The sequence below is a fragment of the Roseateles sp. genome, from assembly GCF_031397715.1.
In the GTDB taxonomy this organism is placed as follows: Bacteria; Pseudomonadota; Gammaproteobacteria; order Burkholderiales; family Burkholderiaceae_C; genus Paucibacter_A.
In genome coordinates this window covers 1-9,245 of the sequence record NZ_JANNMI010000456.1, presented here as the reverse complement: position 1 = coordinate 9,245, position 9,245 = coordinate 1, and the positions used below count along the sequence as shown (strand labels likewise).

Annotated in this window: 9 protein-coding genes; 8 read left to right on the top strand and 1 reads right to left on the bottom strand. The window is 65.2% G+C overall.

Annotation, left to right across the window (positions count from 1 at the left end):
• The 3 genes from RMO57_RS20335 to RMO57_RS20325 all read left to right on the top strand — a co-directional run.
• Positions 1-371, top strand: a 371-nt coding sequence (locus RMO57_RS20335; protein ID WP_310389776.1) for a response regulator, incomplete at its 5' end; no start/stop codon positions are given.
• Positions 368-1,183 (top strand): response regulator, encoded by an 816-nt coding sequence (locus tag RMO57_RS20330; RefSeq protein ID WP_310389773.1) that lies wholly within the window; start codon positions 368-370, stop codon positions 1,181-1,183. The genes RMO57_RS20335 and RMO57_RS20330, both read left to right, overlap by 4 nt.
• A 103-nt stretch (positions 1,184-1,286) precedes the next feature.
• Positions 1,287-2,402, top strand: a complete 1,116-nt coding sequence (locus RMO57_RS20325) for a hypothetical protein (protein WP_310389772.1) — start codon at positions 1,287-1,289, stop codon at positions 2,400-2,402.
• Positions 2,403-2,858: 456 nt separating this feature from the next.
• Here RMO57_RS20325 and RMO57_RS20320 read toward each other — a convergent pair whose 3' ends face one another.
• Positions 2,859-4,709, bottom strand: coding sequence for a S8 family serine peptidase (locus tag RMO57_RS20320; protein WP_310389769.1), 1,851 nt, complete (start codon positions 4,707-4,709; stop codon positions 2,859-2,861).
• Between the two features lie 195 nt (positions 4,710-4,904).
• Here RMO57_RS20320 and RMO57_RS20315 point away from each other — a divergent pair, with 195 nt between their 5' ends.
• From RMO57_RS20315 to RMO57_RS20295, 5 genes are all read left to right on the top strand, one after another.
• Entirely contained in the window at positions 4,905-6,107 is a 1,203-nt protein-coding gene (locus tag RMO57_RS20315; RefSeq protein WP_310389767.1) for a type II secretion system F family protein, read from the top strand.
• The gene (locus RMO57_RS20310) at positions 6,104-7,639 is read left to right on the top strand and encodes a GspE/PulE family protein (protein WP_310389765.1); all 1,536 of its coding nucleotides are present in this window, start codon (positions 6,104-6,106) and stop codon (positions 7,637-7,639) included. Before RMO57_RS20315 ends, RMO57_RS20310 begins: the two co-directional genes overlap by 4 nt.
• The gene (locus RMO57_RS20305) at positions 7,620-8,405 is read left to right on the top strand and encodes a hypothetical protein (protein WP_310389763.1); all 786 of its coding nucleotides are present in this window, start codon (positions 7,620-7,622) and stop codon (positions 8,403-8,405) included. The genes RMO57_RS20310 and RMO57_RS20305 overlap by 20 nt, the downstream gene beginning before the upstream one ends.
• Before the next feature lie 98 nt (positions 8,406-8,503).
• Entirely contained in the window at positions 8,504-9,028 is a 525-nt protein-coding gene (locus RMO57_RS20300; protein ID WP_310389762.1) for a PilN domain-containing protein, read from the top strand.
• On the top strand, positions 9,025-9,245 hold a 221-nt coding region (locus tag RMO57_RS20295; protein WP_310389760.1), incomplete at its 3' end, for a hypothetical protein. The genes RMO57_RS20300 and RMO57_RS20295, both read left to right, overlap by 4 nt.

Genomic DNA, 9,245 nt, shown 5'->3' with positions numbered 1-9,245 from the left:
GCATCTCGGCCTGCAGCAACTCGATCCAAAACACGCTGCCCACGCCCACCTCGCTGCGCCTGCTGTCGGCGCGCGACGGCCGCCAAGGCTTGGAGTTGGCCCGTGCGGCCTTGCCCGATGTGATTTTGATGGACATCAACTTGCCCGGCATCAACGGCTTCCAAGCGCTGCAGATCCTGCGCGCCGATCCGCTGACGGCGGCGATTCCGGTGATTGCCTTGAGCGCCAATGCGATGCCGCGCGACATCGCCAGAGGCTTGGAGGCGGGCTTTTATCGCTACCTGACCAAACCGATTCGGGTCGGCGAGTTTTTGGCCACCTTGGATCTGGCCCTGCAGCAATGCCGGCCGCTTGAGAAAGAGAGCCCATGATGAGCAACGAAGCGGACATCCTGCAGGCCCGCATTCTGGTCGTCGACGATCTGGATGCCAATTTGCAATTGCTGGAGCGGCTCTTGCATGGCGCGGGCTACCGCCAAGTGTGGTTCACAACCCAGCCTGCCGAGGTTTGTGCCTTGCACCGATTGCACAACTTCGATTTGATCCTGCTGGACCTGCAAATGCCCGGCATGGACGGTTTCGAGGTGATGGCCGCCTTGCACACTCTGCATCCCGACGACTACTTGCCGGTGATTGCACTGACCGCACAGCCGGCCCATAAGATCCGCGCGCTGCAGGCGGGGGCCAAGGACTTCATCAGCAAGCCGTTTGACCTGCTGGAGCTCAAAACGCGGGTTCACAATATGCTGGAAGTGCGCCTGCTCTACCAACGCCTGGCCAGCTTCAATCAATTGCTGGAACAGACGGTGGCCGAGCGAACCGCCGCCTTGAGCGAGAGTGAAACGCGCTTTCGGCGCTTGACCGAGCTGGCTGCCGATTGGTACTGGGAGCAAAACGAGAGCGGCGACTTCACCACCGTCTCCGGGCCGGTGCAGCAGATGTTGGGGCTGGGCTTGGGCGCCTTTTTGGCCCATGCAGAGAAGGGCGCCATCAGCGGCTGGAATGAAGCCGAGCGGGCGCAAGTGCAGGCGGCCATCGCGGCTCGCCAACCCTTTTTGGACTTCAAGTTTGGCCGCATCGGCAGCGACGGTGTCGAACACAGGTACCGGGTCAGCGGTGAGCCGATGTTCGACTCAGACTGCCGTTACGTCGGCTACCGTGGCATTGGCTGCGAGGTGGTGTAGCCCCGTAGTCCATACGGCGTGCAAGCAGCGGGGCGAGTTAATGACGACGTCACCGGCGTTTGCGACAGTGCGGGTTCAGATAAAAACCCGCATGGAGAACGTCATGAGTCGTCAGCAAGGTCATAGATTTGGGCGTGCAGCGCTGCCATATGCAGTGGCTTGCGCCGTCTTGGTGGCCGCAGGAGGAGCAGGTCTGGTGTGGGGTACGCAAGCCAAGGCCTCGGTGGGTGCTAGCGGCGGAGCAACAGGCGGAGCAACAGGCGGGGCTGCCTCGGCGGCGGCTGCCGCGGTGGCGCTGGCGCCGGCCGGCGCCCTGCCGGAGTCAAAGGCCTTGTTGACCAAGCGCTATGCACAGAGCTGTGAGTTGGCCGTGCGCGAGCGCAAATTCGACCGGGCGATGGAGGTGTGCCTTGAATTCACACGGGCGCAGGAATTGGCCGGCAAAGCCCATGCCAGCATGGCCGTTGCGAGCATGCTGCGTGAGAACAACGAAGCCGCCGACATGGCCTTGAGCGCCAAGCATGCCGAAGCCGCCGCCAAGCAAAACGATGCGCTCGGCAAGATGATTTGGGCCTACCACGGACTGAATGGCCACAGCGCCACCGCGCTGGCGCTCGACCAGACCGAGGTGCTGTTGACCGAGGCGCAGGAGGACGGCGTGGCCAAGGCCGAGATCTTGCTTGACAGCCTCAAGCAGAACAAGGAATGCCGCGTGCAGGCGCAGGTGGCCTTGTTTGAGCTGCCGGTTTTTTGCATGGGCCGTGGCGAGTTGCGCGGCGCCTTGGCGGGCTTGGGCATGCGTGAGCAAGAGCAAAGTGCCGGTGCCGAGCGTGAGGTCTTTTTGCTCGGTAAATTGCTGCCCGGCGCCAAGCAGATGACGCTGCAATATGGCAAGCAGTCAGGCTCGCAGCTGTTGGCGCCGGTGCTGATCAGCTACCGTTTTGGGCTACAGGAAGCGGCCATGGCAAGCCAGACCTTGCAACGCCTGCAAGCCAGCCTGCAGAAAAAATACGGCAGCCCCTTGCGCGTTGAGAGCGAGGCCCTGGGTCAGTGGCGCAGCAAAGACGGCGTGTTGATCGAGTTGAAGCGCGATGCCTCGGGTGATTTGCTCTTGAACTATCGGCATGAGCAGCGTGCGGTCGCTTTGCAAGAACAGACCCAGGCGCAGGAGTTGCGCCGCGCTCAGCGGATCAGCGCCTTGACCTTGAAGGCGCTTTAACCTAGATCCAGCAGTTGACCGCTTACTTTTGCCAATTGAGTCCGATGCCTACTGAGGAAAGTTGCTTCGACTTGATTCACCATTTGGGTGAGAGCGCTACGCACCCGACTGCGCCCCGCTGCGGCACGCTGACATTGTTGCTTCTCCTTGCGGGCATCAGCCCGCTGCGTCGGCGCGCCTCGCCAGCGCACCTCATCGCAGCACATTCGGGCGCGTCCAACTGCCGGATCTAGGTTTAATCGAGCTGATACTGAATCTGAAAATGAATCGCGCCGCCCGGCAACGGGCGGCGCGATTTGCTTTTGGGGCGACGAAGAAGCCGCGGAGAAAACGGCCTTCATCTCGGCCCAACGATGCCGGTGCAGGTTCCATCCCCTGTATCCCCTCCATCCCGGCCAAATTCTTGGGGAAATTCTTAGTTAGCCAGGATGAAGGGGATGAAGGGGATGAAAGAAATTAAAGACTGGAGCGCAAATTGCCGGCATTGCCAGCCCTGACGCTGGGCCGGCGGCGCAGCAAGAAGGCCGCCAAACCCAGGCCGGCCACCCACAGCGGCGAAGCCGCGCCACCGCCACCGCCGCCCGATGGCTCGGGCGTTGGGGTTGGGGTTGGGGTGGGTGTCGGCGTTGGCGTCGGTGTCGGTGTCGGTGTCGGCTCAGGCACGGGCACGGGCACGGGCGGCGTGAAGGCGGTGCTGCCCTGCAGCGTGCCACAGCTGGTCAATGCCGGGCTGCTCAGGACCACCGCGTCGCGCTTGGGCGCTGCGTAAGTGGACGGCGCTTGAGCAAACTTCAAGGCTTCTTCGGCGTCCAGCAAGCCGGCGCCGCAGGTGTCGGCGGTGCAGGTGCAGCGGCTCTTGTTGCTGGCCGTGCAGTAGCCCAAGGCGGGCGCCAGCACATGCGGCCTGGCACTCTTTTTGAGACCGTCTTCGACCTGATTCAAGGTCAGCTTATCGTTCAAGGCCCACATCAAGGCGGCCGTGCCCGCCACTTGCGGTGCTGAAAAGCTGCTGCCGCTGACCGCCGCGTAGCCGTAGTCGCCGGGCGCCTTGGCGCCATTGTTATAGGTCGAGACGATGCCGCTGTCGGCCAGCAAGTTGTCGCAGGTGGCGCCGCCGTCGCGGTCACCGCCGGGTGCGGCCAGCGCGATCTGCTTGCCGAAGTTGGAATAAATCGTCTTGAAGCCCTGCTTGTTGACGGCGGCGACGCCCATCACGCCGGCGCAATTGGCCGGCCGGCCGACCACGCCGCGCTGGTTGCCCGCCGCCGCAACGATCAACACATTCTTGGCGCGCAGCTCGGCAATCGTGTCGGTGTAGAGCCTGGCGGCGGCGGCGATGTCTTTGTCTGCGTCATTGACGTCGCAAGAAGTCAGGCCGGCATAGCCCAGCACCAGCACCTTGGCCGGCGTGGGGTTGGTCGGCACGCCGCTGACGGGTAAACCGACCGCCCAACGCATGCCGTCGACCATGTCGCCCACCGCCGCGCCGCATTTGCCCGACACCCGCACCGGCATCACCCGCGCGTTCCAGTTGATGGCAGCGACCCCCGCCTTGTTGTTCGTCGAGGCGCCAATCTGGCCCGCCACCAGGGTGCCGTGCCAGCTGCTTTTCTCGTTCACCAGGCAGCCGTCCCAAAGTAATGGGTTGGCAGCCAACTCGGCCTGCGTCAGCGCGTCGCCGGTGTCTTGGGTGCTGGCGCTGCGGCCGACGCCGTTGTTGTTGGCGTACTCGACCTTGCTGATGAAGTTATAGCCGTCCACCAGCTTGCCCGCTGGCAGCTCGGGGTGCGCGGTCAGGCCGGAGTCCAGCACCGCAATCACCGGCGAGCCGTTGCCCTTGCTGGCGTCCCAGGCCTTGGTGAAGTTGGCGGCGGCGGGGTTGCTGGCGGCGTTGTAGTCGTCCAACCACCACTGCGCGTCTTTGCTTTCGGCGGGGCGGAAAAAGCTGTCGTCCGGCACTGCCGCGCGTTGCTCACGGGCATTCGCGGTGACGAAGGCGACGCGACTGTCGGCGCGCAAGCGTGCGGTGATCGCGGCGGTCTGCGGTTTGCTCAGCGCTTGCTGCGCTTCGACCAAGTGCCAGCCCGAGCCCATGCTGCGCTGGTAGTGCAGCGTCAGCTTCAGCTCGGCGAGCAGCGCCTTGACCTCTTCGGCTGACCGGGTCGGTGAGCTCAGTTGCAGCAGCAGGCCGGTGCCGTTGGCCGCCTGCGCGCTCAGGCACAGCAGGCTGGTGGCCGCCAAGGTCAGCATTTGGTGACGCGCACGGCCGCAGAACGCGCGCAGGGAAGGGGTGATGTGGGTAAGCATGGTCGGGAAGGTAGCTGCGCGCTGTGAAACGGCTGTGACAGTGGCGTTTTAACCTGGGCTGATCAGCGCGCCGATGTCACATCAACGTCACATCACTGTCATTCACGGGGCGGTCACAGCAGATGAATACAGTCGCGCCGTTCGTAGCTCTTTCGGCTCATAGATTTCCGTCTCAATCACCGCTTTCTGTCTGCCATGCCCCAGTTCCTCGTCAGCTACCTCGACTCCGCCCGCCGCCCCGCCCAAGCGCAAGTAGCAGCCGTGGACGCGCAAGCCGTGGCCGCGGCCTTGGGTGTGGCGCCGGCCGCGCTGATCTCGGTCAACCCACTGGGCGGCGGTGAAAGCCAGCTAAACCAAGCGCGCAGCGGCCAACGCTTCCCCTTGCGCCAGTTTGCCCAGCAGTTGTCGGTCTTGTTGAAGGCCGGCATTCCGCTGTTGGAGGCCTTGGTTACCTTGAAGCAAAAAGAGGAGCAAGGCGGAAGCAACAGCACCGCCGCACTCGACGGCGTGATTGCCCGCATCCAGCTCGGCGAAGCTTTTTCGACCGCCTTGCGCAGCCAACCGCAGGCCTTTGATGCGCTCTTCATCGCGGTGGTCGAGTCGAGCGAGCGCAGCGGCCAGATGGCGCATGCGCTGGCCGAGCAGGCCGACTACCTGGCCTGGGCCGAGCAGCTGCGCAGCAAGCTGGTGGCGGCGGCCATTTACCCGGCCACCTTGATCGCGGCGGGCACGGCGGTGGTGATGTTTTTGTTGGTGTTTGTCGTGCCGCGTTTTGCCGGCCTGCTGGACGGCGTCGGCGGCGATCTGCCCTGGGCCTCGCGGATGCTGATCGCCGTCGGCCAGTTCTGCGGCGAGCACCCTTGGGTGGTGCTGGGCCTGGGCTGCGCGCTGCTGGCCGGGCCGGTCTGGGCCTGGCAGCGCGGCTTGCGTCAAGCAGTGATGTCCAGGCTGTGGCGCTTGCCGCTGCTGGGGCCCAAGCTGCATCTGCTGGCGCTGGCGCAGTTTTACCGCAGCCTGGCTATGTTGTTGATGGCCGGTGTGCCGGTGGTGCCGGCGCTGCAGACCGCGCGCGGCGTCATCGCCGGCCATCTGCAGGCGCAGCTGGATCGGTGCATTGCGGCGGTGAGCACGGGAGAGCGCTTGTCGCAAACGCTGGAGCGTGAGGGCCTGAGCACGCCGGTGTCGCTGCGCATGTTGCGGGTTGGCGAGCGCAGCGGCGAAATGGGCTCGATGCTGGCGCAGGCGGCGGCCTTTTACGACGAGGAGCTGACCCGGCTGAGTGATCTGGTCACACGCCTGATCAACCCGGTCTTGATGCTCTTGATGGGCCTGGTCATCGGCACGGTGGTGGTGCTGATGTATTTGCCGATTTTTCAGCTGGTGGAGCAGGTCAATTGAGCGCCGCCTTGACGCTGGCGCTAGGGCGGCTGCCTGATGATGAAGCGCCCTGGGGCTTCAGCTTCGAGCAATGGACGCAGGCCGAGGCGCAGCGCTGGCGGGCGGTGTTGGCGGTGTCGGCTGCCGGCCGGCTTGCGCTGCTGGCCGACCGTGAACATGACAGCATGCTGCTGCAGCGCATCGAGGCCAGGCTGCAGCGCGCGCTGCGCTGGGTCAGCGGCACAGCCGAGGACGTCGACGCGGCGCTGGGTGCAGGCGAGCAGGACTTCCGCGCGCTGCAAGACCTGGGCGAAGGCTTTGCCGATGGCGCCGTGGGGGAACAGGCGCAAGAGCTGTCGGCGCTGAACCTGAGCGAGCAGGCCAGCCCGGTCGTGCGCCTGCTCGATGCGACGCTGTACGACGCGCTGCAAGACGGTGCCAGCGATATTCACTTTGAGACCCATCTGCGCGGCCTGCGGGTGCGCTTTCGGGTCGACGGCGTGATGCTGGAGATCAAAAACCTCGACGGCACGCTGGCGGCCGAGCAACTGGTGTCGCGGCTGAAGGTGATGGCCGAGCTGGACATCGGCGAGCGCCGCCTGCCGCAAGACGGCCGCTTCAAGCTGCGCATGCAGGGCCGTGAGATCGATTTCCGCCTGTCCATCATGCCCAGCGTGTTCGGCGAAGACGCGGTCGTGCGCGTGCTCGACCGTGCGCAGATCCAGGCCCAAGGCGCGCTAACACTCGATTCGCTCGGCTTCGAGCCCGAGGCGCGGCTGGCCATCCGGGCGCTAGCGCGCCAACCGCACGGCATGCTGTTGGTGACCGGCCCGACCGGCAGCGGCAAGACGACGACGCTGTACGCGGCGATCTCCGAGGTCAATACCGGCCAAGACAAGATCATCACCATCGAGGACCCGGTTGAGTACCAACTGGCCGGTGTGGTGCAGATCCCGGTGAATGAAAAAAAAGGCCTGACCTTTGCACGTGGCCTGCGCTCGGTGCTGCGCCACGACCCCGACCGCGTGATGGTGGGCGAGATCCGTGACGCCGTAACCGCCCTGATCGCGGTGCAGGCGGCGCTGACCGGCCACTTGGTTTTTTCCACCGTGCATGCCAACAACGCCTTCGATGTGGTCGGCCGCTTCATGCACATGGGCTTGGATCTGTACAACGTGGTGGCGGCCTTGAACGGCGTGCTGGCGCAGCGCCTGATGCGCATCAACTGCCTGCATTGCCGGCGGCCGGTCAGCCCCACATTGGCCGAGTTGGAGGCGCAGGATTTGCAGCCATTGCCTGACGATCAATTCATGCAAGGCAGCGGCTGCAGCCATTGCCGCGGTACCGGCTATAGGGGCCGCCGCGCGGTCTCGGAGCTGCTCTGCCTGGACGATGAATTGCGCGACCTGATTGCAGCCCGCGCGCCGATGAGCCGTATCAAGGAAGCCGCCCGCGAGCGCGGCATGCGCACGCTGCGCGAGGCCGCTGTCGCCCTGGTGCGGCGCGGCGAATCCACCCTGGAGGAACTCGATCGTGTCACGCTTGCAGACTGAATCCTTGTTGAACTATTTGAAGCAAAAGTTCAAAGCTTGGCAACGCGCCCGCAGCTTGCCGGTCATCTCGCTGTACTGGGGCGAATCGGGTTTGTGGAGCTATGCGCAAACAGGCGCCGGCCAGCGCTGGCCCGACTTCGAGCAATGGTGCGCCGCCCACCCGCGCCAGCAAGTGCGCATCTGGGTCGGCGGTGCCTGGGTGCATAACGTCAGCGTGCCGGCCGATATGCCGCTGGCGGACGCGCAGGCGGTGCGCGCCTATGCGCGCCTGCAATTCGTTCATTACTTTGGCGCGGCCGCGCAAGCTTGGCCCCTGGCGGTGTGGTCGCAGGGCCAGCAGCGCAATGCGGTGGCGTTGCAAGAGCAGGCCGGTTTGAGTCTGAACGCGCTGACCAGCGCGGCGCAGACGCAGGGCGTGCGCATCTTGTCGGTGCGCCCGGCTTGGAGTCATGCTTTGGCTCAAGCTGCCGCCACCGACAGCGCCTGGGCGCAGGCCGAGTGCTCGGGTCTGGGTCTGCTGGAGGGGCTTTGCTTTAGTTGGTTGAGCCTGGCGCACGGCAAGGTGGTGGACGTCCAGCAGCGCTATCTGGACCAGGGGGATGCGCCCGAGGTGAAGGCCTTGCTGCAACGTTTGCAGCCGGCCGCCACTGAGTCCGGCTATAGCCATGCACCCAAATTGATGGGCTGGGGTGGCGGCACGGCTGAGCTCGCGCTGGCTGAGGGGCCGCAAACTGCCCATTGGTTGGCGGCGGGGGCCCTGCACTGATGTTGGGAATGGTGAAAACAGTAGCGAGTGCAAGCACCTGGCCGCGCCCCGACTTCATGCCCGCGCCGCCACGCCCTGGGGTGTTGGTGTGGGCGTGTTTGCTGTTCTCCGCTGGTGCGTTGCTGGCCTTGGGCTGGCGTTGGCATGACTTGCAGGGCCAGCGTGCCGTGTTGGCCGAGCAGGCCGTGCTATTGAATCAAGTCGCCGCCGCCGATGCGCGTGGGGCTGGGCCTGAGCCGCTCGCCAAAGCTGCCGATCTGCAGCGCCGCGCCTGGGCTCTGCAGGCCCAGCTCAAACCCAAGCAGGGCGAGGACTGGGCCAGCCGCTGGCTGGCGGTTGAGCAGGCGCTGCCACCCGGCTTGCAACTGCAAGCACTAGAGATGGAGGGGGCTTCGCTGCGCCTGGAAGGGTTGGCGGCGCAGGCCGATGCGGTGATGCAGTTGGTGGACCGCCTGGCCACGCAAGCGTCAAGCGTGGCTGCCGGCCCGGCCCAGGAGGTGGTGCTGACGCGCTTGCAGCGACCGGAAGGCTCGACAAAGGCTAACGAGGCAAACGAGGCTAGCGAATCAAATGCACTGCGCTTTGAGGTGGTGCGCCGGCGTACCGCGGGGCAGCGCTCATGACGGCGCTTGGCTTGAGCCTGCAAGCGCAACTGAACCGATTGCCCGAGCCGGCGCGGCTGTGGCTGGCGCGGCTGGGTTGGCCGGGCTTGCTGGCGGCCGGGTTGAGCGCCATCGCTCTGCTGGCAATCCTCTGGTTCGTGCCGGCGCAGGAGCGGGCGCTGGAGCTGCAGCGTGAGCAATTGACGGCCCAGCGCCAGGGGCTCAAACAGCAGCAACT